The following is a 25,669-nucleotide window of genomic DNA, read 5'->3' as shown; positions in this document are numbered from 1 at the left end:
CTGAGCGGGCGGTATGGATCGGATACTTTTGATCTATATGACCGGAATTCACGAGAGCGAGATGCGTCTGGGTTTCAGAAAAAGTACAGCCCAAGGCGACAGGCCTGGCTAAATTTACTTTATCGATTAACTCATCTTTTAACCATTTGTTTGCATATCCTGGGGGCGCCGATCCATGAATGTCGTCATCGTCGAATCGCCGGCGAAGGCCAAGACCATCAATAAATATCTCGGCAAGGATTACGAAGTTTTTGCCTCGTTCGGTCATGTCCGCGATTTGCCGCCCAAGGATGGTTCGGTCGATCCCGACCACGACTTCGCCATGCTTTGGGATGTCGACACCAAATCCGCCAAACGGCTCGCCGACATCGCCAAGGCGGTGAAGGAGGCCGACCGGGTGATTCTCGCCACCGACCCTGACCGTGAGGGCGAGGCGATTTCCTGGCATGTGCTGGAAGTGCTCAAGGCCAAAAAGGTCCTGAAGGATAAGCCGGTCGAGCGTGTGGTGTTCAATGCGATCACCCAATCGGCGATTCTCGACGCCATGCGGCATCCGCGCGCTATCGACATTGATCTCGTCGATGCCTATCTCGCGCGCCGGGCGCTTGATTATCTCGTCGGCTTCAATCTTTCGCCGGTGCTTTGGCGCAAATTGCCGGGGGCGCGTTCGGCTGGCCGCGTGCAATCGGTCGCCTTGCGTCTCGTCTGCGAGCGCGAATTGGAGATCGAACGCTTCGTTCCGCGGGAATATTGGTCGCTCACGGCCTTTCTGCGCACGCCCGCTGATCAGCCCTTTTCCGCGAAACTCGTCGGCGCGGACGGCAAAAAGATCAACCGGCTCGATATTGGCGCGGGCGCCGAAGCCGAAGCCTTCAAGGCGGCGCTCGAAACGGCCAAATTCACGGTGGCCAAGGTCGAGGCCAAGCCCGCCAGACGCAATCCCGCGCCTCCTTTCACTACATCGACCTTGCAACAGGAGGCGGCGCGCAAATTGGGGCTTGCACCAGCGCGCACCATGCAATTGGCCCAGCGCCTTTACGAAGGCATCGATCTCGATGGCGAGACGGTGGGCCTCATCACTTATATGCGAACCGATGGCGTTGATCTGGCACCGGAAGCGATCACTGGCGCGCGGAAAGTGATTGCCGCCGAATATGGCGATAAATATGTGCCGCAGGCACCGCGCCGCTATCAGGTCAAGGCCAAGAATGCCCAGGAGGCGCATGAGGCGATCCGACCGACCGATCTTGCCCGCCTGCCGAAACATGTCGCTCGTTTTCTCGATGCGGAGCAGGCGCGGCTTTATGATTTGATCTGGACCCGCACCATTGCGAGCCAAATGGAATCGGCCGAACTGGAGCGGACCACGGTGGATATTCTGGCCGAGGTTGGTGCGCGCCGGCTCGATCTTCGCGCCACTGGGCAGGTGGTGCGTTTCGACGGATTCCTGAAACTCTATCAGGAAGGCCGCGACGACGAAGAGGATGAAGAGGGTGGCCGCCTACCGGCCATGCAGGTCGGCGACCCCTTGAAAAAGGACAGGATCGAGGCGAGCCAGCATTTCACCGAGCCGCCACCGCGCTTTACCGAGGCGACGCTCGTCAAGCGCATGGAGGAACTTGGCATAGGCCGGCCCTCGACCTATGCCTCGACGCTCGCCGTCCTGAAAGATCGCGAATATGTGCGGATCGACAAGAAACGGCTGATTCCCGAGGACAAGGGACGGCTCGTTACGGCTTTTCTCGAAAGCTTCTTTGGCCGCTATGTCGGCTATGATTTCACCGCCGATCTGGAATCAAGCCTCGACAAGATTTCCAATCACGAGATCGATTGGAAACAGGTCCTGCGCGATTTCTGGGCCGATTTTTCTGGCGCCATCGCCGACACCAAGGATTTGCGCACCACACAAGTCCTCGATAGCCTCAATGAAGTGCTCGGTCCCTATATTTTCCCCGATAAGGGGGATGGCTCCAATCCGCGCGCCTGTCCTTCTTGCGCAAATGGCCAATTGTCGCTGAAGCTCGGCAAATTCGGTTCTTTCATCGGCTGTTCCAATTATCCGGAGTGCAAATTCACCCGCACTCTTTCGGATACGGGGCCGGAGGGAGGCAACGGCGAAACGGATCGTCCGGGTGTCAAGGTGCTGGGGGTCGATGCCGAAACAGGCGAGGAGATTTCGCTGCGCGATGGGCGCTTTGGTGCCTATGTGCAGCGCGGCGAAGGCGAAAAGCCCAAACGCGCCTCCTTGCCCAAGACGATCGCGCCGGCCGATCTGACACTCGACATGGCGCTCGGGCTTCTTTCCCTGCCGCGCGAGGTTGCGCGCCATCCCGAAACCCATGAGCCGATTCTGGCGGGCATCGGCCGGTTTGGTCCCTATGTCCAGCATGGCAAGACCTATGCGAATATCGGCAAGGACGAGGATATTCTGACCCTTGGCGCCAATCGCGCCATCGACCTCATCATTGCCAAAGAAAGCGGGCTCACCGGTCGCCGTTTCGGCAAAGGCGAATCCGCGCCTGCCCGTGTTTTGGGTGATCATCCCGAAGGGGGGCAGGTCACGATCAAGGCCGGGCGCTTTGGTCCCTATGTCAATTACGGCAAGCTCAACGCGACCTTGCCGAAAGACGCCGACCCCACCACATTGACGCTGGAGGAAGGCTTGGCCTTGCTCGCCGCCAAGGCGAGTGGTCAAGGGGGAGGAAAAGGCGCGGTGCAGGGCCAACTCCTCGGCGAGCACCCTTCGGGCGGTCCCATTACCGTGCGGGAAGGCCGTTTTGGGCCTTATGTCAATCACGGCAAGGTCAATGCGACCTTGAAATCCGGTCTCTCGCCGGAAACTTTGACGCTCGAAGAGGCCATCCGCCTGATTGACGAGAAGGCCGGAGCCGCATCCAAAAAGGCCCCTGCGAAGAAGGCGCCCGCAAAGAAAGCCTCTGGCAAGACGACGACCACCGAGAAAGCGCCCGCGAAAAAGGCTGCAAGCAAGGCAGCAACGGCCAAAACCACCAAGGCCAAAGCGGCGAAATCATCGGAGCCGGATGAAGAACCCCCTTTTTAAAGTCTTAGAGTGAAGATCAATCTCGGGCTTGGAGGGATTTAAGGACACGCGCGTGAGGAAAACAGCTGTGCCTCCCTCTTATACCGCCTCCGATGCGGAGACCTCGCCGGGCGCGGGACGCCTGCCGTCGCGCGCCGATCTTATCGCCTTTATCGCGCGTGAGCGCGAAGCGCAGGGCGATAAAGTACCGGCCAAGATTGGCAAACGGGAAATCGCCCGTGCCTTCGATATCAAGGGGGATGATCGCATCGCCCTGAAGCGAATGTTGCGAGAACTCGAAGCGGAGGGCGCGATCGAGCGGCGACGCCGCGTGCTGCACCAGCCGGGACGCCTGCCCGCGGTGGTTCTCGCCGAGATCTTTTCCCGCGACCGCGATGGTGATCTTCTGGCAAGCCCGGTCGAATGGGATGCCTCGCTCGGCCCAATACCCAAAATCGCTATATCGGCGCCGCGCAAGCCGCGCGCCAATATGCCAGCTCCAGGTCTTGGCGATCGCGCCCTGGTGCGGGTCGAGGCGGTTCCTGATCCAGCACCCCATGAGCCTACCTATACCGGCCGCCTGATCAAGCTTCTGCCACGCGCCAGAACACAAGTGCTCGGCCTCTTCCGAGCCGATCCGCTGGGCGGTGGTGGCCGTATCGTGCCGATTGATAAAAAGAGTCTCGGCCGGGGCGAATTACAGGTTTCCGAGGCCGATCGCGGTGAGGCGGAGGATGGTGATCTCGTTGCCGTCGAGCCGCTGCGCTCGGGCCGTCTTGGCTTGCCGAGCGCGCGCGTGCGCGAAAGAATCGGCGCCTTTTCCTCGGAAAAAGCGGTGAGCCTGATCGCTATTCACGCGCATGGCCTGCCGCATATTTTCCCGTCCGAAGTGCTGGCGGAAGCCGAAAGCAAAAAGAATGTTGGCCTTGCAGGGCGCGAGGATTGGCGCGAACTGCCGTTGGTGACCATCGATCCTCCAGATGCCAAGGATCATGACGACGCCGTTTATGCTGACTATGATCCTGATCCCGCCAATGTGGGCGGCACGATTTTGAGTGTCGCCATCGCCGATGTCGCCGCTTATGTCCGCCTTGGCGGGGCGCTTGACAAGGAAGCGCAGGAGCGCGGCAATTCGGTCTATTTTCCCGATCGCGTCGTTCCCATGTTGCCCGAGCGGATTTCCAACGATCTGTGTTCGTTGCGTCCCGGCGAGGATCGGCCAGCGCTCGCCGTGCGCATGGTCATCGCCGCCGATGGGCACAAGCTTAGCCACACCTTTCATCGCGTAATAATGCGCTCGGCGGCGAAATTGTCTTATGCGCAGGCGCAGGCCGCGATCGATGGCGCGCCTGATGATGTGACAGAGCCTTTGCTCGAAACGGTCTTGCGGCCTCTGTATGCGGCGCATGAATGTTTGAAAAAGGCACGCGCCAAGCGAGGGCCACTCGATCTCGATCTGCCGGAACGCAAGATCAAACTCGATGAGGCTGGTCGCGTCGAACGGATTTTTACCCCCGCCCGGCTCGATGCGCATAAATTGATCGAGGAATTCATGATCCTCGCCAATGTATGCGCGGCGGAAACGCTGGAGGCGCATCATCAGCCTTTGATCTATCGCACACATGACGAGCCGACGATCGAAAAGCTCAACGCGCTCGCCGAATTTCTGCATACGATCGATATCAAGCTCGCCAAGGGCCAGGTGCTGCGGCCGGCGCAATTCAATGGTATTCTGGCGCAGGTGCGCGAAACCGAGCACGAACATCTCGTCAACGAGATCGTGTTGCGCACGCAGGCCCAGGCGGAATATGTTACTGAAAATTACGGGCATTTCGGTCTCAATCTGCGCCGTTACGCGCATTTCACCTCGCCGATTCGCCGCTATGCCGATCTCATCGTGCATCGCGCCCTGATCAGCGCCCTGAAATTCGGCTCCGATGGCTTGCCGAATACGGATCCGCATGTTCTTGCCGAAATCGCGGCCAAGATTTCAGCGGCTGAACGCCGTGCCATGGCCGCCGAGCGCGAGACCGTGGAACGGCTGATCGCCATTCACCTCGCTGATCAAGTCGGCGCGCAATTCGAGGGCCGCATTTCCGGCGTCACCAAATCCGGCCTGTTCATCCGCCTCATGGACTCAGGGGCCGATGGTTTCGTGCCCATATCGAGCCTTGCTCAGGATTATTTCCGGCATGATGAAGCAAGGCACGCCTTGATCGGGTCGCGCACCGGCCTCATGCATCGGCTGGGTGATCTCGTCACCGTCCGGCTCGTCGAGGCAGCGCCGCTGGCAGGCGCGCTGCGTTTCGAACTCATCGACGGCGGCGCTCTTGCGCCACGCTCGAAAGGCCGGAATGGGTCCGCCAAGGGATCTGCGAAGCGCAGCTTCGACCCCAAAGCGGAAGAGGCTTTAGCCAAGAAAAACATCAAACGCAGCCGCCGGCGCTGACCGTTTTTTCTCCTTCCTTTCCCACGAGCCTTTCAAGAGACGTCCCACCATGCCGCGCCTAACCCTGGCGATCGAATCTTTCCCCCTGGCCAGTCGTTTCGTCATCTCGCGTGGGGCGAAAAGCGTGGCGGAGGTCGTTGTCGCCACGCTTGACTCTGGACATGCCAGGGGACGGGGAGAATGTGTGCCCTATGCGCGCTACGGCGAAAGCCCAGCGAGCGTCCTCGCTCAAATCGAGATGATCCGCCCCGCGATTGAAGCCGGCGCTGGGCGTGAGGTTTTGCAGGAGCTTCTGCCGCCAGGGGCCGCCCGTAATGCGCTCGATTGCGCTTTGTGGGATCTGGAAGCCAAGGAAACCGGTGTGCCCGTCTATCGTCGCGCGGGCCTTTCGGAGCCCGTGCCCGCCGTCACGGCTTATACGATCTCGGTCGGCACGCCTGAAACCATGGCGGAAGCCGCGGCCAAGGCCAGCCATCGACCCTTGCTGAAACTCAAGCTCGCAGGGGAAGGGGATCTTGCCCGCATTGCCGCCGTGCGCGCGGCGGCGCCCGAGGCGACCCTGATCGTCGATGCCAACGAGGCTTGGACCGAGACAATGCTTGGCCCCTATTTCGAGGCTTGCGCGGCGGCTGGTGTCAAACTGATCGAACAGCCCTTGCCAGCCGGCCAGGATGCGATGCTTGCAAAAATTTCAAGGCCCGTGTCCATTTGTGCGGATGAAAGCGCTCATGATCGCGATGGACTCGAGGACCTTGCGGCCCGCTATGATATGATCAATGTCAAACTGGATAAAACCGGTGGTCTGACGGAGGCCCTGTGTCTCGTCGAGGCGGCGCGCGGGTTGAAACTCGATATCATGCTTGGATGCATGGTGGCGAGTTCGCTGGCCATGGCCCCCGCCATGCTGCTTGCGTCACAAGCCCGGTTCGTCGATCTCGATGGCCCCCTGCTGCTTGCGAAGGATCGTCCCCATGGGCTCACCTATGAGGGCTCCCTTGCTTATCCGCCCGCGCCCGATCTTTGGGGATGAGTGCGATGGGAAAAAGCCATTTGATAGATTATCGATCGACGCGGAGCCATTATGCAGCCTCAAGGTGAAGTCGTCGTCACATCGGGCGATATTATCGTCTATCGCCTGTTCGAACTCGCCGACAGTATCAATCTCGATCTAGCCGAAAAACATTGGCTGGAGCATACAGGCTCCCTCGGCGCTCGGCGCAAATTGCAGGCAACGCCGGCAAAAGCCGTGGCCTATAACGTGCCTCCAGTCGTTCTGACGCTTGATCCCTTGCCCCTGAAACTGCGGACTGAGGATCAGGCGGCACGCAATGTCGAAGCGCAAGTGACGGCGCGCCTTTATGATATCGGCATCGTCACCCTCACCATGCGTTTTTCGGTCAGCCATCTTGGCTGGCACGCCTATTCCGCGCTGCTCAACGCCATTAACGCGACGGTGGGGCCGACATCGGGCAGCCTCCTTTGGCGTGACATGGTGAAGGCTTTGCGCGGCCCACTCGATGGTGCTCTCGACAAGCCGATCGATTCGCCGCTGGAAGAAGATTATATCGTCGGCTTCGTGCGCTCGTTCGACCGGCCCTTGACTGGCCAACAGATCTTGAACGAGATCGATCTGGTGCCGCTGCTGTCCGGCGAAACTCTGCCGCTTTCGGAGCGCGCGCGCCAGGATCTTCTGCGCAATCATTTCTCTTATTATCTCGATGATCTCGCCGTGCTCACCTGGGACCGCGCTTTGGTCGTCGATCCGCGCGGCGATTCGGATGTGCTCGATGTCGTCGAGGTGGCTAATGCCCAATTGCTGGAAATCAGCTATTTCAACAAATTGCTCACCGATGAATTGCCGCGCATGTATGATCTCGTCGAGACCACGCATCGGTCGAGCGGCCTTTGGTCATCCAGAAGATTGGCCGGCCTCGCGCGGCGTTTGTATACATTGTTCGCGGAAGTCACGGAAGTGAAGGAACATGTCGACAATGTTCTGACCGTGACCGAGGATGTCTATCTTGCCCGCATCTATGCCGCCTCGCTCACCCTCTTCCAGGTCAATGCGGTCGGCAATGCGGTCGATCAGAAACTGGCGATCATCCGCGATACTTACATGGCGCTCTACGATGATGCCTCCGGCGGCAGGGCCGATGCGATGGAAATCGCCGTCGTGGCTCTGATCGCGTTGGAGATCATCCTTACGCTCATTCATTGGTAATACCAACGGTCATAATGAATGACCTTTGGTAAAACGAGCTTCGCGTAAAGAGGCGTGTTTTCCCGATTGGGTGAATCGGGAAAACACGCTTTTTTCAAAATTATTTGCCGAAATGCTCGTCGAAGGAATAGCCGGCGCCGCGCACCGTGCGGATGGGGTCCTGTTCCTCGCCGATCGACAAGGCCTTGCGCAGGCGCCCGACATGGACATCGACGGTGCGCTCGTCGATCTCCGCCGCCTCGCCCCAGACGCCGTCCAGCAATTGCGCGCGGGAAAAGACGCGGCCTGGCCGGCCCATCAGATGATCGAGCAGGCGGAATTCGGTCGGTCCGAGATGGACATGCCGCTCGCCGCGATGGACACGCCAATTCTCCCGATCGAGTGAGAGATCACCGGCGGTGAGCAGGCCGGTGATACGGTCTGGTCGCGAGCGGCGCAACAGGGCGCGGACACGCGCCATCAATTCGGGCACCGAGAAAGGCTTGACGATATAATCATCGGCGCCCGTCGCGAGCCCCCGGATCTTTTCGCTTTCCTCGCCGCGCGCCGTCAGCATGATGATCGGCAGCGCCCGTGTCTTCTCGCGCGCACGGATGCGGCGGCAGATTTCAAGGCCGGAGACACCGGGCAGCATCCAGTCGAGAAGGACGAGATCAGGCAGGCTTTCATCGAGACGGGCCTCGGCCTCGTCGCCGCACTCAAGGCTCTCGACCTCGAAGCCCTCGGCCTCGAGATTATAGGTGAGCAGTGTGCTCAAAGCGGCCTCGTCCTCGACGAGGAGAATGCGCGTCGTCGCGGTCGATGTTTTGTTGCGCGCGGAATTGCTGCTCTTGCTGGAAACCTCTGCTGTCTGGTTCATGCGGACACCGTTGTCGAGAAGTCGGAAAGATCGGGCCGACCCTTGGGACGTTCGGTCGGCAATGTTTCTCCGGTAACGAGATAGACCACTGTTTCGGCGATATTGGTGGAATGATCGCCGATCCGCTCGATATTCTTCGAACAGAACAGGAGATGCGTGCAGAAGGAAATATTGCGGGGATCTTCCATCATGAAGGTGAGGAGGTCGCGAAACACCGAATCCTCGAGCGCGTCGAGTTCGGCATCGCGGGTCCAGACCGCGCGCGCCCGTTCGGCATCGCGCAGGGCATAGGCGTCGAGGACGTCCTTCAGAAGGAGGGAGGCGGTCTCATGCATGCTCTTGAGGCCGATGAGGGCGCGCGGAATCCGCATTTCCGTGGACAGTTTGATGGCGCGCTTGGCGATGTTTTTGGCGAGATCACCGACCCGTTCGAGATCGCCGGAGATCCTGATCGTGGCAATGATTTCCCTGAGATCCACCGCCAGCGGTTGCCGTTTGGCGATGGTCAGGATGGCCTGTTCCTCGATATCGCGCTGGAGCAGGTCGAGGCGCGGATCATTTTCGACCGTTCTGATGGCGAGATCCCGATCGAGATCGGTCAAGGCGTCCATGGCGTCCGCCAGCATTTTTTCCGCTATGCCGCCCATTTCGGCGATTTTGCGGCCGAGAATCTCGAGCTCCGTGTCGTAGGCCCGAACGGTATGGCTGGTGATCGTGGATTCGGACATAGGGCTCTTCCTCGAATGGTGTGCCTCGCCGTGAACGGGCTGGCGGCGCCGAAAACGGCGCGGAAAAATTCAGCCAAAACGGCCGGTGATGTAATTCTGTGTCTCCTGCCGGTCCGGCGTGGTGAACAGGCGCGAGGTCACATCGAATTCGATCAGATCGCCGAGATACATGAAGGCCGTATATTCGGAGACGCGGGCGGCCTGCTGCATATTATGGGTGACGATGATGATCGTATAGCTGGACTTCAATTCGTCGATCAGTTCCTCGATCTTGGCGGTCGAGATAGGATCGAGCGCCGAACAAGGTTCGTCGAATAAGATGACTTCTGGATGAATGGCGATGGTGCGCGCGATGCACAGCCGCTGCTGCTGGCCTCCCGACAGAGCGAGACCGCTTGAATGCAGCTTGTCCTTGACCTCATTCCAGAGCGCCCCGCCTTTCAGGGCGGCTTCCACACGGTCATCGAGTTCGCTCTTCGGCAGCTTTTCATAAAGCCTTATGCCGAAGGCAATATTCTCATAGATGGACATGGGAAAGGGCGTCGGCTTTTGAAAGACCATGCCGACGCGCGAGCGCAGGAGATTGAGATCCTGATCGGCGGTCAGGATGTTTTCGCCATCGAGCAGGACCTCGCCCTCGGCCCTTTGCCGGGGATAGAGATCATACATGCGGTTCAAGACACGCAGGAGGGTCGATTTTCCGCAGCCGGAGGGACCGATCAAGGCGGTAACCTTGTTGGCATAGAGCGGCATGCTGATGTTTTTCAGGGCGAGCGTATCGCCGTAGAAAAAATTCAGATTGCGGATCGCCAGTTTCTGCGGCGGTGTGGGGTGCGTCGACATCATTTGGCGGTCTTTCTCGTGCCGAGGACACGGGCGAAAATGGAAAGGGCCAAGACGGAAAAGGTAATCAGCAGGGCGCCCGACCAGGCGAGCCGCTGCCAATCCTTGTAGGGGCTCAGCGCGAATTGGAAAATGATGGCGGGCAGGCTCGCCACGGGGCCATTCAGATTGGTGCTGAAGAATTGATTGTTGAGGGCCGTGAACAGGAGTGGTGCGGTCTCGCCGCTGATGCGCGCGGTGGCCAGCAGTACGCCGGTGAGCAAGCCGGCGCGCGCTGCACGATAGGTGACCTTCGTGATGACATAGGACCGTGGCATGCCGAGCGCGGTCGCGGCTTCCGTGAGCGGGCGCGGCACCAAAAGCAGCATGTCTTCGGTGGTCCGCGTCACGATCGGGATAACCAGAAGGGCGAGCGCCAGGACGCCGGCGAAGCCGGAAAAATGACCCATGGGCGCGACCACGACCTGATAGATGAACAGGCCGATGACGATGGACGGTGCGCTGAGCAGAATATCATTGAGAAACCGCACCACGAGGGTGAATTTCGTGCCGCGTCCATATTCGGCCATATAGGTGCCGGCGAGAACACCGAGCGGGGTGCCGATCAGGACGCCGAGAAAGGTGAGGATCAGGCTGCCGACAATGGCATTGAGAAGTCCGCCGGCGCTGCCGGGGGAGGGTGTCATCTGTGTGAACACCTCCAGACTGAGGCCGGAGGCGCCCTCGAAGAGGAGCGCGAAAAGGATCAGGCACAGGCTGCAGAGACCGAAGGCGGTCGCGGCATAGCAGAGTCCGATCCAGACATTGTTTCGGCGCCGCCGCGCGGCGTAGAGCGTCATGATGTGTCTTTCTTCCGCCAGGCTTTGGCGAACCGCCTGTGGTTCGCCGACAATGAGAATCTGAAACGATTATCGTGCACGACAAAAGGAGCTTACTTGCCCTCGGCTCGCATCAGGAGCAGACGGGCCAGAGCCAGAACAAAGAAGGTAATGACGAACAGGATCAGACCGAGGCTGATCAAGGCCGACGTATAGAGATCGCCGACGGCTTCGGTGAATTCATTGGCGATTGACGCCGAAATCGTGGTCGCTGGCGCGAGCAGCGAGCCGGAGATCCGATGCGCGTTGCCGATGACGAAAGTGACCGCCATGGTTTCGCCGAGCGCGCGGCCGAGCGCCAGCATGGCGCCACCCGCGATGCCAGTGCGCGTATAGGGAATGATGACCTTGGTGATGACTTCCCAATGGGTGCAGCCGATGCCATAGGCCGCTTCCTTCAGGACGGCCGGGACGGTCTCGAAGACGTCGCGCGAGATCGAGGTGATGAACGGAAGGATCATAATCGCCAGGATCAGCGCGGCGGTGAGCAGGCCGATGCCATAGGGAGGGCCGGCGAAGAGGGTCGAGAGGATCGGCACGGGCGCGAACGTCGCGATCAGCGCGGGCTGCACATGCTGCTGCAGGAAGGGCGCGAGAATGAACAGGCCCCACAGGCCATAAATGATCGAGGGAATACCGGCGAGCAATTCGATGGCGATGCCGACCGGGCGCCGCAAAGGCTGCGGGCAGAGTTCCGAAAGAAAAACCGCTATGCCGATGCCGACAGGCAGCGCAAGGAGCATTGCAAAAAAGGACGTGAGCAGCGTCCCATAGATGGGCGCGAGAGCGCCATATTTGTCGGTGACGGGATTCCAGGTCTCGGTGATCAGGAAATCGAGGCCGAACGTTCTGAAGGTCGGTATGGAGCCGATCACCAGGGAGACCAGCACACTGCCGAGCATGACGAGAATCGCCACGGTCGAGGCAAAAGTCAGGGTCCGATAGAAGCGATCGCTGGATTTGAAGAGCTTGTAAACTCTTTCTCGCTGGTCCCTTCGCGCGGGAGCAAATGTCTTACTTTCCGCCAGGATTTCGACCACTCCTCATCTCCCTTGGTAGCGCCTAACATATGTCAACTTTCGTGTCAGTTTCATTGCTCGGAACCGCGAAAGCATTGGACTTTGAAGAGAATCTTCGGTCCGGCGCATTGTTGAGAATTTCAAGCATGATGCGCGCGTTTCGCCGCATCATGCTGTTTATTTCAGTCCGCTGCTTCAGTTGACGAGCGGCTTGCCGTTGGCGCCCTTGATCTCGGCCGCCCAGGTCTTCTGGATCAGGCTGACGACAGAAGCCGGCAGGGGGATATAATCCAGTTGTTCCGCCAGCGGCGCGCCATGGGCGAAGGACCAGTCAAAGAATTTCAGCGCGGCAGCGGTGGCCTGCTCGTCCGTGGGCTGCTTCGGCACCAGGATGAAGGTCGCCGCCGTGATCGGCCAGGAGGCCGCGCCAGGCTGATTGGTCAGGATCTGGTAGAAACCAGGGGAATTGGCCCAATCGGCATTGGCCGCTGCCGCCTGGAAGGAGGCGGATGTCGGCTGAACCTGCTTGCCCTCGCGATTGACGAGGCCGGTAAAGGTCAAGCTGCTCTGCTTCGCATAGGCATATTCGACATAGCCGATCGAGCCTTTGGTCTGCAGCACATTATTGGCCACACCCTCGTTGCCCTTGGCGCCAATGCCGACAGGCCATTCAATGGCGGTCGAGGCGCCAACCTTGGCCTTCCAGTCCGCGGAAACCTTGGACAGATAATCCGTGAAGTTGAAGGTGGTGCCGGAACCGTCCGACCGATGCACAACGGCGATCGCGGTGGAAGGCAGAGACAGGCCGGGATTGAGAGCCTTGATGGCGGGATCATCCCAGGTCTTGATCGTGCCGAGGAAGATCTTGGCCAGCGTTTCGCCGTCAAGAACGAGAGCGCCCGGCTTCACGCCGTCGAGATTGACCACGGGCACGATGCCGCCCATGACCTGCGGCCATTGCACCAGGCCCGCTTCGGCGAGTTCACTGGCTTGCAACGGTGCATCGGTAGCGCCGAAGGTCACCGTGCGGGCCTTGATCTGCTTGATGCCGCCGCCGGAACCGATCGACTGATAATTCATGCCGATGCCGGTTTCCTTCTGATAGGCCTCGGCCCATTTGGCATAGACCGGGAAGGGGAAGGTCGCACCCGCGCCGGTGATGATGGTTCCCGCGGCTTTAGCCGAATCGAGAACAGGGGCAAAAGCCGGAAGAAGCGAGCTGGTGAACCCGAGGACAGCCGCCGTCAGCAGAGTCCTCCTGACGATGCGGAGATGCGAAAGATTCATTTTATGCCTTTGCACCGATTGAGGGCGTAGAAAGTGGACGCAGACATGGTCATCGGGAAGCGGGCCTTGCCTATAAAATCCAACTCACAGGGGTGCCCAACTCCAGGAATCCGGCACGTGACGTCCACCGTTGAGGCATTCTCGATCAGAATCGGACTTGCCAGGATCGAAGAGCCGGAACCGGCTCGTTGGAGGGAAGCTCCCACGGGCCAGAGGCCTTGCGATCGATCCAAGAAGGTCTTTATGAAAGCGATATGACATGGAGATGACAAGATGGGCAAGCGGGAGCTCGTTTTATGACGGCCCCGTCTGATCGAGACGCGACCGATTGCCCTGTTTCCGGCACTTTATACGGCTTTTTCCGCCTTTTCCGTTTGATCCGGTTTTTCCTCCGCCAATGGATGGAGGTCGCGCACCATGGCTTTCATGCGTTCGTCAAGGACGTGCGTATAGATCTGCGTCGTCGCTATATCGGCATGGCCGAGTAATTCCTGCACGATTCTGAGATCGGCGCCATTTTGCAACAAATGGCTGGCAAAGGCATGGCGCAGGACATGCGGGCTGATCCGCGCCGTATCGATCCCGGCAGCGGCGGCGACGACTTTGAGATCGCGGGCAAAGGCTTGCCGACTGAGATAGCCGGTTTCGCTATCGGCGGGAAACAGCCAGCCGCCTTTGCTAAGGCCAAGGTGTTTCTGGTGCAGGAGATCGCGATAGAATGTAATCGCCCGCCGCGCCACGGGCGGCAGCGGCACGAGCCGCTCGCGTCCGCCCTTGCCGCGAATCGTGATCAGCGGGTCGGCGCCACGCATGGCGGAATCCGGCAGTGAAACCAGCTCGGAAACACGCAGGCCGGTGGCATAGAGCAATTCCAGAAGACAGGCGGTGCGCGCCGCCCGGACCCTTTCGCCAAGCGGTCGGGCGGGATCCTCAAGACCTTCCTTCGAGACGGTGAGGAGACGCTCCACCTCGGCCATGGTCAGGGTTTTGGGCAAGCCGCGGCTGCGGCGTGGCCCTTCGAGAATCAAGGCGGGATCGTCGGAGCGATGGGATTCGGAGGCGAGAAAACGATGAAATTGCCGGATCGCCGATAGGCGGCGGGCGCTTGAGCTCGGTTTCAAGCCCTGCGTTTCAAGGTCTCCGAGATAGTGCCGGATATCCTCGCTTGTCGCGTCGAGAAGGCTTCTGCCTCGATCGGCAAGCGCTTGCGCATAATCGGTCAGATCCCGGCCATAGGCCTCGAGCGTATTGCGCGCGGCGCCGCGTTCGGCGCCGATCATGTCGAGAAAGGCTTCGATCAGCGAATGCTGGCGCGCGACGGCCAAGGGATGAGTCCTATTTCGTATTGAGACGGGCGGCGGGAATCGTCTGACTCATTTCGCGTGATTGCGGTTCGATGAAGGTTGCCAGCGCCCAAAGGCCCGCATAGCCGAGACCGCCAAGGATGGCGAGGGTGAGAAGGAATCGAAAGAGGCTCGGCACGCATCAATCTCCAGCGACGGCTCTTTTTAACGGAAATCTCTTGCTCCCTTCTTAAAGAGGGATCGCGTTCATCGACCCACTCCTGTCAGGAACGATGGCTCCCTGGAGGACTTCGCCATCGCTGCCGGTGATCAAGGCCTCGACCAGTCGTCCAGGGGCAATATTGTGCAAGCGCACCGGTGCGAAATCTTCCGTCCGGGCCAGGCCGCCGCGCTCGCTGAGGAGACGGCGCCTGTGTCCGACATGCGTGCCGAGATGGGAGGCCAGTGCGAGGGTCCCCTTTTCCCGCAACCGCCGCGCCCGCTCTTTAACGATGGTCGGGGCGACGGCAGGCATGCGCGCCGCTGGCGTGCCGGGCCGGGCGGAGAAAGGGAAGACGTGCAGGGAAGTCAGGCCACAGGCGTCGACCAGATCGAGCGTATCGGTGAATTGCGCCTCCGTCTCGGTCGGAAATCCGGCGATGAGATCGGCGCTAAAGGCGATGTCCGGGCGCAAACGGCGCAATTCGGCACAAAATCGGATGGCATCGGTGCGTCCATGCCGGCGCTGCATGCGTTTCAGGATGAGATCCGAACCGGCCTGTAAAGAGAGATGCAGCGAAGGCATCAGTCGCTCTTCCTCGGCGAAGCAGCGCACCAGGACGGGATCGGCCTCGATGCAATCAATTGAGGAAAGGCGCAGGCGTGGGAGGCTGGGGACCTCGCGCAGGATTCGTCGAACCAGATCGCCGAGACGCGGAACGTCAGGCAGATCGGAGCCATAGGATGTGAGATCGACGCCGGTGAGAACGATTTCGAGAAAACCCCGCGCTGCGAGGTCACGCGCCATGGCTATGGCGTCGTCCAGGGGGACGGAGCGGGACGAGCCACGCCCCTGCGGAATGATGCAGAAACTGCATCGATGATCGCAGCCATTCTGCACCGCGAGAAAAGCACGGGTGTGATCCTCGGTGCCCGCCTGAGGTGAGAGGCGTGGTCGGTGCAAGGCCTCCGCGTGGGGTGCGTCCAGGGGCAGATCAGAGGCTTGGTGTTTCAACGCCAGCCATGTCGCCGCTTCCGTTTTTCGGGCATTGCCGAGCACAAGGCCGACCTCGGGCATGGCGCGAAAACGCTCCGGCTCGGTCTCGGCGGCACAGCCCGTCACCACGATCTTCGCCTCGGGCTGCTCGCGCTTGACGCGTCGGATCGCCTGACGTGTTTGGCGGGTCGCCTCGGCGGTCACCGCGCAGCTATTGACAATGACGAGATTCTCAAATCCGGCCGCTTTGGCGGCGCGGCGCATCGTCTCCGCTTCGACGAAATTGAGGCGGCAGCCGAAACTCAAGGTTTCGACACAAGCCGCGCTGGCATGGGTCTTCATGCGACGAGCGCCTGGAACAAGCTTGGATCGAGCCGTGTCGTGAATTCGAACGTTACCGGGCCGGTCATGATGACATGGTCATCCGCGGCGCGCCAGGCAATGGTCAGATCCCCGCCGGGCAGGCTGATCCGGGCTTCCCGCGCGGCAAGACCATGACGCACGGCGGCGACCAAAGTCGCGCAAGCGGCCGAGCCGCAGGCCAAGGTCGCGCCGGCTCCCCGTTCCCACACTTTCAGGACAATATGATCCGGGCTCACGACCGTCGCGATCGAAATATTGGCGCGATCGGGGAAAAGCGGGTGATGTTCAAGGACCGGCCCAACGAGCGCGAGATCGCAGGCGTCTTGATCGGCGACGAACAGGACCGCATGCGGATTGCCCATATTGACCATGGACGCTTTGCGCAAGGCGTCGGGATCAACCGGAGGCAGGACGGCAAGATCGCGCGCGAGATCGACGGCATTCGTATCGGGCACGGGATGGGCGAGCGGAATGGCGTCCCAGGCAAAGGCGGGCTTGCCCATATCGACGGAAAACCTGTCCTCAGCAAGCTTGAGGCAGGCAAGCTGGCCCGCTGCCGTTTCCAGCATGAGTTCTGCACCGATGCGATGATCCTCTCGGAGCAATGTCCAGGCGACGCAGCGTGTTCCATTACCGCAGGCGCCGGCGAGCGAACCATCGATATTATAGATCCGCATGAAGGCGGCGCTGCCGGGGCTGAGGGGATCGTGCAGCACCATGAGCTGATCGAAATGCAGGCCTTTGCCCTGGCCGATCGCGCGCGCCTCGGCGGCGCTGATCACGATCCCGGTGCCGCGCAGATCCAGGACGACAATGGCATTGCCAAGTCCGTTCATCTTGGTGACGAATCGATTTGCGAGCGCGCTCAAGGGCAAATTTTCCTGGTCACAGCATGAAATTCATCCAAAAATGGTGTCCCCTTTTTGGTTTGAAATCCCTTTTCAATCAAACTCCGGACCGACCCGGACGTGGAATGCGGCGTCCCCAACGTGACCTCGATCTTATCTAAGGTCGCGGAAAACGAATTTTTCGCCTTTTTAGAAGACTGAGCGAAACTCAAGAGCCGTTCATTGCTCGTGGCCCGGTTCATTGCTCATGGCCTATGACCGATGGTCTTACATCAAGACGCCTCTTTCCGGTACCAGCGCGGGAGGCGCGGATTCACCGAGCGTCTGGAGCAGATCAATCTCCACGGTTTTGCACATGGCGCTCATCGGCACATCATGCACTGTATTGCTGAACGGGTCCTTCAAATCATCGCCGATCTGCAGGGCCGCGATGAACATCAAGCCGACGAGCGTCGAGCCGAGCGGCGTGAGAATGCCGAGATCCGAGACGATCGCGATTGGCAGGAGCACGCAGAAGATGCGGGTAAACAATTGTGGCAGGAATCGATAGTGCATGGGCAGGGGCGTGCGTTTGATCCGCTCCATGCCGCCCTGGGCATTGGCGATATCGACGAAAGTGGATTCGATGCGCACACGCCGGAAACTATCCGTCAGGCCATTGGCATGGGCGAGATGACGGGCGGACGTATTCAGCAAAGCATTGGGAATATTCTTGGTGCCCGTGAGTTCCTCGATTTCGTCAGCTTTCAGGAACGGGGTGATTTCGGGAAGCGGGTCCTGGCCGCGCAAGACGCAGCGCAAGGCGTGGACATAAGCAATCTGCCGCAGAACGATTTCGCGCGACAAAGCCTTGCCCTTGACCGGATCGTCATCGATCAGCGTAATGGCCTGGCGGGCGAGACTGCGCGAGGCATTGATCATCAAGCCCCAGAGCGACCGCGCCTCCCACCAGCGCGCATAGGCGCTATTATCGCGAAATCCGAGCACCAAAGCGAGGGCTGTCCCGAACAGGGTCATCGGCAGCTCGATTTCGAGGAGCTTCGGCGCGAAAGTGAAATAAGCGATCGTGACGACGACATCCCAAACGAACAAGAGCAGCAGCGGCGGCATCGCCTCCTGCACCACACGGCCGAAGGAGGGGGTATCGGAAACGATCATGGGAAGGTCCAAGGCTTTGGATGGGAACAATATTCACGGATCGTGGCGGAATTCATGGCAAGTGATGCGGACATCTGGCAGGCAGGCTCCAGCCGATCTTAACCGTGACTATTTACGAGCGAAAGACGGTTCGAGATCCTCATTCACGAAATGCTCACCGGGTTCCGTTCCTCCTTGAGCTTATCCATTCGGAACATTGCGTTCCTGTAGCATATTTTTATGTTTTTGGCGCTCTGACTTGGAACGTTAGCTGATTTATTTAATGAATTTCCGTTGTCCCTCCCATTGTAAGCCTGCTTATAGAGCGAAGGCCTTACGGGAACCTGACTATTACAGAATGGCGACATTGGGAAACCATGGCTCTCCGTTTCCGAAAAGAAAATTGACCCCGAAATGGGTCCGACTTCATGGAAGTCCCCGCCAAGCTTTCGGTCTCGCCCCATTTGTGCCATTAATCCCTCGTTAACCATAAATGCTGATGCTCTCGGTGGAGCCCCGAGGAAAGGGAAGTCGTCAGGGTTGACAAACCTTCCCTTAACCATCGCCGCCTAGGGTCGGGTCGTTGCAGTTTTTCAGAATCTGCCTGGGGATCGATTGGCCCGAAGTTGGCCTCATGCCTCAGGCTTTTGGAAACATGCCTGATCTTCACGAAAATGATGTCCATCTCCGAAATCGGTGGCGGGATTTTCGAAAGGATCGCGGCCATGCGGGACTGCGAAATATCTGGCTTGACCGAAATATCTGACTTGACAATGAGGGAGTTTGGAATGGGCTTTCACCTGAGCGCGAGGGGTCTCAAGCTCGGCGCTGTGCTGGGCGTCGCCCTTGCGATGGCTGCCTGCGCCAAGAACCCGGCCGATGATCCGACGGCCCTGGCGGGCTATGGCGCCAATGGCGGGCGTGGTGGTGCCGCGTCGCCCGGCAGCCCGCAGGATTTTGCCGTCAATGTCGGCGATCGCGTCTTCTTCGAAAGCGATTCGAGCGAATTGACGCAGACCGCCCAGGCCACCCTGGATAAGCAGGCGCACTGGCTGCAGCAATATGGCCGCTATACCTTTACCATCGAGGGCCATGCCGACGAACGCGGCACGCGTGAATATAATTTCGCGCTGGGCGCCCGCCGTGCCGAGGCGGCCAAGAATTATCTCGTGGCACGAGGCATTGCGACCTCTCGCCTGCGGACCATCAGCTATGGCAAGGAACGCCCCGTCGCGACCTGTGACGATATTTCCTGCTGGTCGCAGAACCGCCGCGCGGTCACGGTGCTCGGGGCCGGCCAATCCTGATGGATTATGTGATCTTTCATAATCCGTCTTGCGGAACGTCGCGCAAGGTCCTGGCGGCCTTGCGCGAGGCCGGAATAGAGTTGGAAATCCGGCTCTATTTGAAAAGCCCGCCGTCTCCAGCCGAACTTGCTGATCTGCTTGCCCGTATGGACATGACGCCGCGCGCCCTGCTGCGCCGGAAAGAAAAAGTCTATGCCGAACTGGGGCTCGACGACAAAAGCCTCAGTGATGCCACGTTGATTGCTGCGATGAGCGCGCATCCGATCCTGATTGAACGGCCGATCGTCGTAACGCCGAAACAGGCCGTCCTTTGCCGTCCGCCGGAAAAAGTGGAGGCCTTGCTTCCCTGACGGGGTAACCATCCGCACAATTAGGCCGCCCAATCAGGCGGCGAGATCGGCGATCACGGCGTCGAGCACGGGAAAACCTTCCGCGCTCACGCGCACACGGCCATGCGGCGTATATTCCAGCATGCCCTCGGATAGAAGCGTTTGGAGCCGGCGTGGATCGAAGTCACGTCCGGCAACAGCGCGGAAATTTTCCGGCGCAATGCCTTCGGTCAGTCTGAGGCCCATCAGCAAAAATTCGTCGGCCTGTTCCTCGCGCGTCAAAGGCATGTCCTCGGTCAAGCCTTCACCCCGTTCCTCCACGGTCTTGAGCCACAGGTCTGGCTGCCGCAGGGTGGCTTGCGCGCGCCGGCCATGCGGCGTCAGCAGCCGGCCATGCGCGCCGGGTCCGACACCGGCATATTCGCCATAGCGCCAATAGAGAAGATTATGCCGGCTCTCCGCACCAGGCCGCGCGTGGTTTGAAACCTCATAGGCGGGCAGGCCCGCTTTGTTCATGACCTCCTGGGTCAGATCCCATAAGTCGCGGCCAAGATCCGCCTCGGGCAAAGTGAAGCGACCAGAAGCCGCTAATTGCGCGAAGGGCGTCTCGGGCTCGATCGTGAGTTGGTAAAGCGAAAGATGATCGCGCGCATAGTGCAAGGCGTCCCCGAGTTCGCGCCTCCAGTCCGCGAGCGTCTGGCCGGGCCGGCCGTAGATCAGATCGAAGGAATAGCGTTCGAAGAGCGAAGCCGCTGTCTTGACGGCGCGCAAGGCCTCGGCCGCCGAATGTTTACGGCCAAGGCTCTGGAGTGCGGCATCATCAAGGGCCTGGACACCGAGAGAGACGCGATTGACACCCGCCGCGCGATAGGCGGCGAAACGCTCCGCCTCGACGCTCGTTGGATTGGCTTCGAGGGTGATCTCGACCTGCGGCGCGAGCGGCCAATGGCCGGCAATCGCGTCGATCAGCGCCGCGACTGTTGAGCCTTGCATGAGCGATGGCGTGCCGCCTCCGAAAAAGATCGAACTGACCTGACGCCCGGGCGTCAGCGAGGCCCGATGCGCGAGTTCTCGCTTGAGGCCTGAGAGGAAGCGCGGCTCGTCGATCGGCTCCGCCCGCACATGGCTGTTGAAGTCGCAATAGGGACATTTCGAAAGACAGAAGGGCCAGTGCAGGTAGATCCCGAACGCAGGCTCCCCGGCGCTCGCCTTAATCGTCGTTGAGACAGGGTCCAAGGGGATGGGTCCAACAGGGCTTTCCATGCGGCCTTTCTGCATTGTTTCAGGTTACCGCCACACGCCGGGCGGCGAGAGCATCAGATCCGATCTGGATAACACTTTTTGGGATCGATCCGACGAAAAATCGAAAGCATCGGAGCGATTCACTTTGAGCGTCCGGCGTGAGCGTCGCGCAATGATGCCCTTCTGATCGAGTGTAGCGTGCTGTCGCGGATCGCAACAGTGAAACAGCCGCAGACACCGCGAGCGTTTCTGGCGAAATTGTCTAAGCATTTGAAAATTCAATTTAAGTTGATCTGGCACAGGGGTTGCCCAAAGGGATATGAGGAGCGCGACCGCCTGGTGGCATCCTTTCCTTCACAATCTTCCCCTGTCGTGGGTCCTGATAGGATCGAACACATCCGGGGAAGGTGGGGAAGGAGAGGGTGCAGGGCCACACAAGTCGCTCCCGACTGAAGACCGATCACGCATTCATTGCGCGTGACCTATGGGAGGAACTGGAGAATGGCTGTATCCCTGACAAGCATAACCCAGCAGAAAGGTATGCCGATCGCCGAAGCGACACGGCGCATTTCTGATCTCGGATGGACGCCTTCCTATGTTCAGGAAGCGATGACCTTTCCGACCGATTACAAAATTTCCAAACAGCCTAAGGACCCGATGAAACAGGTCCTGCGCTCCTATTTCCCGATGCAGGAGGAAAAGGACAATCGCGTCTATGGCGCGCTCGACGCGGCTCTGCGCGGCGATATGTTCCGCAATGTGGAGCAGCGTTGGGTCGAATGGATGAAGCTGTTTCTGGCCATCATCCCCTTCCCGGAAATTTCTGCCGCGCGGTCCATGGCCATGCTTGGCCGTCTTGCGCCGGGCGATGATCTGCGTACCGGCTTCACCATGCAAATGGTCGACGAATTCCGTCATTCCACGATTCAGATGAATCTGAAGAAGTGGTACATGGAAAACTACATCGATCCGGCTGGCTTCGACATTACCGAAAAGGCTTTCGGTAAATGCTATGCGACCACGATTGGCCGCCAGTTCGGTGAGGCCTTCATCACGGGCGATGCGATCACCGCCGCGAATGTGTATCTGCAAGTGGTGGCTGAGACGGCCTTCACGAACACTTTGTTCGTGGCCATGCCGTCCGAAGCCGCGCGCAATGGTGACTATGCCCTGCCGACCGTCTTCCTTTCCGTGCAATCGGATGAATCGCGGCACATCGGCAACGGCCATTCGCTTTTGATGTCGATCCTCAACAATCCTGATAATCATCTGCTGCTCGAGCGCGATATCCGTTATGCCTTCTGGCAGAATCACGCGATTGTCGATGCGGCGGTTGGAACGATCATCGAATATGGGACGAAGAACCGCGACAAGAAGAAGGAATCCTACGCCGAGCTCTGGCATCGCTGGATCTATGAGGATTACTATCGCACCTACATGCTCCCGCTCGAAAAATACGGGATCAAGATCCATCATGATGATGTGCATCAGGCCTGGGAAGACATCACCAAGAATGGTTATGTCCATAAGGTCGCGCAATTCTTCTCGGCCGGCTGGTGGGCCAATTTCTGGCGCATCGATCCGCTCGACGAGCGTGACTTCGACTGGTTCGAATATAAATATCCGGGCTGGTACAATGAATATGGCGCGTGGTGGGAGAACTATCGCAAATTGTCGAAGCCCGGCAGCATTCCGATCACCTTTGCTGATACCGGATATGTCTATCCGCATCGTTGTTGGTCCAATCTCGTGCCTTGCGTCATCCGTGATCAGATCAAGGTCGATGAAGTCGATGGCCAGCTCTACACTTATGGCAGCGAAGTCGACCGCTGGACGCATAAGGAAGCCTTCTCGGGCGAATACAAGGGCCGTTCGACGCCGGCCATGGGTCGCTTCAGCGGCCGCCGTCAATGGGAAGAACTCTATGATGGCTGGGATGTCGCCGATGCGATCAAGGACATGGGCTTTGTCCGCGCCGATGGCAAAACCCTGATCGCGCAGCCGCATCTTTCCCTTGACGAAAAGGATCTGTGGACGCTCGATCATGTGCGCGGCAACACGATCAAGGCGCCGCTCAAAACCTTGCGCGAGCTTTCGCCCGCCGATCGCGAGAAACATCTCGCCGAATATCGCAAGGGTGTCACCATTCGCCGCGTCTGATCGTCGGCTCGAGTGATCGCTGGCCAGAGTGACGGCCGCGACGAGGAGGCTGGGACATCCAAACCCTCCGATGTTCCAGCCTCCAACCTCATTGATGATCGCGACGGCTCTTTCGTCGTGATCCTGGCAACAGTCAAACAAGACAAAGATCAGGGAGGCTCTTGTGGTTACCAAGCCCGATACGAGCAAGCCGCAACATACAGTGCGGTTACAGCCGACCGGCACGGAATTTGGTGTTTATGAAGGTGAGACCATTCTCAATGCCGGTTTCCGGCAGGGAGTCGCCTTGATCCACGGCTGCAAGGAAGGGCAATGCTCTGCCTGCAAGGCCGTTCTGCTCGACGGCGACGCGGAAATGCTGAAATATTCCACCTTCGCTCTGCCGGATTCGGAACGGGACAGTAATCATGTCCTGTTGTGCCGGACGCTCGCCTATAGCGATCTCGAGATCGAGCTCCTCATGTTCGATGAGGAATTGCTCTCGCATTCAATCGCGGTGCGCGAATTTAATGCCAAGGTCGAACAGGTGGATGCCCTGACGCATGATATTCGGCGTCTGGTTTTGTCCCTAGACAAGCCGATGACATTTTTCGCCGGGCAATATGCCGATATCACCCTGCCCGATGGCTCGCTGACGCGGTCTTATTCGATGGGCAGCGCGCCGAGCGATCCATCGAAACTCGAATTCATCATCAAATGCTATAATGGCGGACGCTTCTCCTCGCGTCTTGATGGCGAGTTGAAGGTTGGCGCGGAGGTCATCGTCAGTGGGCCTTACGGCACCTGTTTCCGCCGCGAACACCGCGAGGATAAACCCCTGCTGCTGATCGGCGGCGGTTCCGGCCTCGCGCCGCTTCTGTCGATCCTGAACGATCAGATCGCGGAGGCGCCGGAACGCAAGATCCGCCTGTTCTACGGCGCGCGGACTCAGGCCGATCTGTTCTGGACGGAACGTTTCGAGGCGCTTGCGAAACAATTACCGGATTTCCGCTTCGTGCCGGCGCTTTCGGCGGCTGACGATGATGCGCAATGGAGTGGCGAGCGGGGGTTCATTCATGAAGTCCTGCAACGTTCACTGCAGAGTGAGGATCTGGCGGATGGCGCCGATGCCTATGCATGCGGTCCGGCACCTTTGATCGATGCCGCGATCCCGGTCCTGCAGGTTGCGGGTGTCGAACCCGAGCGGATTTATTTCGACAAATTCACGCCCGCCACGAATTGATGTCACGAATGCGCGGCTGAACCATAGGCAAGAATTTAGGCAAGAATTCAGGAAGGAAACGTCATGAACGAACATGTCACGCTCGAGCCGGAGGCCGAAGCCTATTCCGGCGCCGCCGGCGCCAAAATCTTTCCGAGCTCCGACAGCCGGAAATATAATTATTACGAGCCGAAGGGGCGTAAAGCGACCCATTACGAGGATGTGACGGTCGACGTCCAGCCCGATCCCGAGCGTTATCTTGCCCAGAACTGGATCATTTCCTTCGCCAATGGCGATCCGGGCTATAGCAAGGATTGGACGAAGATCAAGAGCTCCAACTGGCATCTGTTCCGTGCTCCCGACCAGGAATGGGAACGCACTCATTATCAGCGTCAAGCGACCATTGTCGGCGCGCTCGAAAATGTCATCCAGAACGGTCGTCGTTCCGGTGCGGCGAGCCGCATTGACAAACAATGGGTCAAGATCCTGCAGGATCATGTCGGTGCCTTCAAGCATCTCGAATATGGCCTCGGCATTTCGTTGATGCATGCGCAGCGCCTCGGCTATACTCAGATGATCAATAATGCGCTGTTGACGAACAGCTCCTACAAGTTGCGCATGTCGCAGGACATCACGCTCTATCTTGGCGAGATCGCTCTCGACATTCCAGAATTCGATCCGGCGGCGGGCAAGAAACATTGGCTGGAGGACGAACTCTGGCAGAAGACCCGCGAGGCGGTCGAATATGTCATGGGGACCAATGATTATCTCGAGCAATATTTCGCGACCAATGTGTGCATCGAGCCCCTGATCGGCGAATTGTTCCGCAGCGGCTTCGTCATGCAGGATGCCGCCGCCCAGAATGATTTCATGACGCCTTCAGTGATCGCTGCCGGCGAGGCCGATTACGAGCGCAATCTCGCTAATACGGTCGAGCTTCTGACCGTGCTCGCCAATGACGAGACCTATGGCACCGAAAATCGCGCGATTTTCCAAAGCTGGCTCACGGCCCATGGCGGCCGAGCGCTCGCCGCCGCGCGGCAATTGCAACCGATCTGGTCGCAGCCGATCAACAAGCGCGCGCAATTCGCCGATGTCCTCGAAAAGCAGCTCGCCCGGATCGACAGCATCACCAGCGCCATCGGCATCGCGCCGCTGTCCCGCGCTTAATCTGGAGCCCGGGCGTGATGATTTTCAAACGTGATCGCGTCATGCCCGGCACGACACGGAGCATGATGTTTAAGAACAGGCCTAAAAGG

21 protein-coding genes are annotated in these 25,669 nt (G+C 59.3%); 9 read left to right on the top strand and 12 right to left on the bottom strand.

The annotated features are described in order from the left end of the window. Positions 1-175 precede the first annotated feature (175 nt). Genes topA through BIND_RS17325 form a run of 4 tightly spaced genes read left to right on the top strand, consistent with a single transcriptional unit; the run spans position 176 to position 7,710 of the window. Positions 176-3,061, top strand: coding sequence for a type I DNA topoisomerase (topA, locus tag BIND_RS17340; protein ID WP_012386322.1), 2,886 nt, complete (start codon positions 176-178; stop codon positions 3,059-3,061). Between the two features lie 52 nt (positions 3,062-3,113). Further along, on the top strand, positions 3,114-5,489 hold the full coding sequence (gene rnr / locus BIND_RS17335; protein ID WP_012386321.1) for a ribonuclease R: 2,376 nt from the start codon (positions 3,114-3,116) through the stop codon (positions 5,487-5,489). Between the two features lie 49 nt (positions 5,490-5,538). Continuing rightward, positions 5,539-6,519 (top strand): N-acetyl-D-Glu racemase DgcA, encoded by a 981-nt coding sequence (gene dgcA / locus BIND_RS17330; RefSeq protein ID WP_012386320.1) that lies wholly within the window; start codon positions 5,539-5,541, stop codon positions 6,517-6,519. 51 nt (positions 6,520-6,570) lie between these two features. Next, positions 6,571-7,710 (top strand): RMD1 family protein, encoded by a 1,140-nt coding sequence (locus BIND_RS17325; RefSeq protein ID WP_012386319.1) that lies wholly within the window; start codon positions 6,571-6,573, stop codon positions 7,708-7,710. A 100-nt stretch (positions 7,711-7,810) separates the two neighbouring features. Here BIND_RS17325 and phoB read toward each other — a convergent pair whose 3' ends face one another. The 11 genes from phoB to BIND_RS17265 form a co-directional block, all read right to left on the bottom strand. Beyond that, on the bottom strand, positions 7,811-8,569 hold the full coding sequence (gene phoB, locus BIND_RS17320; protein ID WP_012386318.1) for a phosphate regulon transcriptional regulator PhoB: 759 nt from the start codon (positions 8,567-8,569) through the stop codon (positions 7,811-7,813). Next, positions 8,566-9,297 (bottom strand): phosphate signaling complex protein PhoU, encoded by a 732-nt coding sequence (gene phoU, locus BIND_RS17315; RefSeq protein WP_012386317.1) that lies wholly within the window; start codon positions 9,295-9,297, stop codon positions 8,566-8,568. The genes phoB and phoU overlap by 4 nt, the downstream gene beginning before the upstream one ends. Before the next feature lie 69 nt (positions 9,298-9,366). Continuing rightward, positions 9,367-10,143, bottom strand: coding sequence for a phosphate ABC transporter ATP-binding protein PstB (pstB, locus tag BIND_RS17310; RefSeq protein ID WP_012386316.1), 777 nt, complete (start codon positions 10,141-10,143; stop codon positions 9,367-9,369). After that, complete coding sequence (gene pstA / locus BIND_RS17305) at positions 10,140-10,979, bottom strand: phosphate ABC transporter permease PstA (RefSeq protein WP_012386315.1); 840 nt, start codon at positions 10,977-10,979, stop codon at positions 10,140-10,142. The genes pstB and pstA overlap by 4 nt, the downstream gene beginning before the upstream one ends. 92 nt (positions 10,980-11,071) lie before the next feature. Then, the gene (gene pstC / locus BIND_RS17300) at positions 11,072-12,058 is read right to left on the bottom strand and encodes a phosphate ABC transporter permease subunit PstC (RefSeq protein WP_012386314.1); all 987 of its coding nucleotides are present in this window, start codon (positions 12,056-12,058) and stop codon (positions 11,072-11,074) included. A gap of 174 nt (positions 12,059-12,232) precedes the next feature. Further along, complete coding sequence (pstS, locus tag BIND_RS17295) at positions 12,233-13,324, bottom strand: phosphate ABC transporter substrate-binding protein PstS (protein ID WP_012386313.1); 1,092 nt, start codon at positions 13,322-13,324, stop codon at positions 12,233-12,235. Between the two features lie 347 nt (positions 13,325-13,671). Next, positions 13,672-14,649, bottom strand: coding sequence for a site-specific tyrosine recombinase XerD (locus BIND_RS17290; RefSeq protein WP_012386312.1), 978 nt, complete (start codon positions 14,647-14,649; stop codon positions 13,672-13,674). A gap of 10 nt (positions 14,650-14,659) precedes the next feature. Further along, a complete protein-coding gene (locus BIND_RS17285; protein WP_012386311.1) occupies positions 14,660-14,806 on the bottom strand; it encodes a histidine kinase in 147 nt (48 codons plus the stop codon). A 51-nt stretch (positions 14,807-14,857) separates the two neighbouring features. Further along, complete coding sequence (mtaB, locus tag BIND_RS17280) at positions 14,858-16,165, bottom strand: tRNA (N(6)-L-threonylcarbamoyladenosine(37)-C(2))-methylthiotransferase MtaB (protein ID WP_012386310.1); 1,308 nt, start codon at positions 16,163-16,165, stop codon at positions 14,858-14,860. After that, complete coding sequence (dapF, locus tag BIND_RS17275; protein ID WP_012386309.1) at positions 16,162-17,055, bottom strand: diaminopimelate epimerase; 894 nt, start codon at positions 17,053-17,055, stop codon at positions 16,162-16,164. The genes mtaB and dapF overlap by 4 nt, the downstream gene beginning before the upstream one ends. A 246-nt stretch (positions 17,056-17,301) precedes the next feature. Next, positions 17,302-18,192, bottom strand: a complete 891-nt coding sequence (locus BIND_RS17265; protein WP_012386307.1) for a bestrophin family protein — start codon at positions 18,190-18,192, stop codon at positions 17,302-17,304. A gap of 767 nt (positions 18,193-18,959) precedes the next feature. On the opposite strand from BIND_RS17265, the gene pal reads away from it, so the two are divergent. After that, on the top strand, positions 18,960-19,478 hold the full coding sequence (gene pal / locus BIND_RS17255; protein WP_012386305.1) for a peptidoglycan-associated lipoprotein Pal: 519 nt from the start codon (positions 18,960-18,962) through the stop codon (positions 19,476-19,478). After that, positions 19,478-19,828, top strand: a complete 351-nt coding sequence (gene arsC / locus BIND_RS17250) for an arsenate reductase (glutaredoxin) (protein WP_012386304.1) — start codon at positions 19,478-19,480, stop codon at positions 19,826-19,828. The genes pal and arsC overlap by 1 nt, the downstream gene beginning before the upstream one ends. Before the next feature lie 33 nt (positions 19,829-19,861). Here the strand turns inward: arsC and hemW are convergent, their stop codons facing one another. Then, positions 19,862-21,070: a radical SAM family heme chaperone HemW gene (gene hemW, locus BIND_RS17245; protein ID WP_012386303.1), complete on the bottom strand. Its 1,209-nt coding sequence runs from the start codon at positions 21,068-21,070 to the stop codon at positions 19,862-19,864. A 480-nt stretch (positions 21,071-21,550) separates the two neighbouring features. Between hemW and BIND_RS17240 the strand changes: the two genes are divergently transcribed. The 3 genes from BIND_RS17240 to BIND_RS17230 all read left to right on the top strand — a co-directional run bounded on the left by BIND_RS17240 (position 21,551) and on the right by BIND_RS17230 (position 25,580). Continuing rightward, positions 21,551-23,209 carry an aromatic/alkene/methane monooxygenase hydroxylase/oxygenase subunit alpha gene (locus BIND_RS17240; protein ID WP_012386302.1) on the top strand — a complete coding sequence of 553 codons (1,659 nt, stop codon included), beginning with the start codon at positions 21,551-21,553 and terminating at the stop codon, positions 23,207-23,209. A gap of 163 nt (positions 23,210-23,372) precedes the next feature. Further along, complete coding sequence (locus tag BIND_RS17235; protein WP_012386301.1) at positions 23,373-24,431, top strand: NADH:ubiquinone reductase (Na(+)-transporting) subunit F; 1,059 nt, start codon at positions 23,373-23,375, stop codon at positions 24,429-24,431. A 63-nt stretch (positions 24,432-24,494) separates the two neighbouring features. Then, positions 24,495-25,580 carry an aromatic/alkene monooxygenase hydroxylase subunit beta gene (locus BIND_RS17230; protein WP_012386300.1) on the top strand — a complete coding sequence of 362 codons (1,086 nt, stop codon included), beginning with the start codon at positions 24,495-24,497 and terminating at the stop codon, positions 25,578-25,580. Positions 25,581-25,669: the final 89 nt, after the last annotated feature.

The sequence above is a fragment of the Beijerinckia indica subsp. indica ATCC 9039 genome, assembly GCF_000019845.1.
GTDB classification, from domain to species: Bacteria; Pseudomonadota; Alphaproteobacteria; order Rhizobiales; family Beijerinckiaceae; genus Beijerinckia; species Beijerinckia indica.
This window is presented reverse-complemented; position numbering and strand designations above follow the sequence as displayed.